Genomic DNA, 835 nt, shown 5'->3' on the forward strand with positions numbered 1-835 from the left:
ATTATCCGCAACTAAAAATCAAAAAGGAATATGAAAGAATTAGAAAACAACTGGATGAAAAAATGGGAATCGGTAAAAGAAAAAACCGTCTGCCCTGTTGACCTCAATACTTATTTTGAGCAAGAAGAAATTGCAGGAAAATCGTTAACGACGATTAATATCGGTTCTTGCGATTTGCCGAGTGGAAATCTTTTGGTACGAGATCCATTGGTATATCTCCCAAACAGAAACGAACGTCCATATTTTCAGAACGCTCCTGCGGGTAAATATGAAACGGAAATTTGTGTAATCAAATCTGACGACGAGGATTGCGACCGTTATGCCGCAGTACGTTTGCGCTTCAATGAAAAGCGGGCTGTTCGATTCTATGAAGCATTAGTTGGGAATGAAAACCTTGAAACATTGGAAGAGGGTGATTACTTTGGATTTTGTGTAGATGCTGGTTTAGGATGTGTATGTGATGAAATTATCCACCGTATTTATTGCGACTGGGATGAACAATGGCGCAAAGATAATCCCGATGATAATCCTTATGATGGATATTTTGCTGCATTATTCAAAGAAAACTATTATCTCCATCCAGAATATCAACGTGCAGGCGGAGACTGGTTAAATTGGCAAGTGCCGGGGACGGAGTATCATATTCCCATTTTTCAATCAGGGTTCGGAGATGGTACGTATCCGGTTTATTGGGGCATAGACGAAGGCGGCGAAATATGTCAGTTGGTAATTCAGTTTATTGATATAGAATTAGCCTATGGCAATGATGAAGAGAATTAATGTGCGGATAACAAATAAATAAGCAACCCTAACAGTTGCTATTTACAACCCATTA

The 835-nt window shown here is 39.2% G+C and carries 1 protein-coding gene; it reads left to right on the forward strand.

All coding sequences use genetic code 11. The features are described 5' to 3' along the window. Nucleotides 1-30 precede the first annotated feature (30 nt). Nucleotides 31-780 carry a DUF4241 domain-containing protein gene (locus DWW23_RS26340; RefSeq protein WP_004327342.1) on the forward strand — a complete coding sequence of 250 codons (750 nt, stop codon included), beginning with the start codon at nt 31-33 and terminating at the stop codon, nt 778-780. Nucleotides 781-835: the final 55 nt, after the last annotated feature.

This window comes from Parabacteroides sp. AF14-59 (assembly GCF_003479515.1).
In the GTDB taxonomy this organism is placed as follows: domain Bacteria; phylum Bacteroidota; class Bacteroidia; order Bacteroidales; family Tannerellaceae; genus Parabacteroides; species Parabacteroides faecis.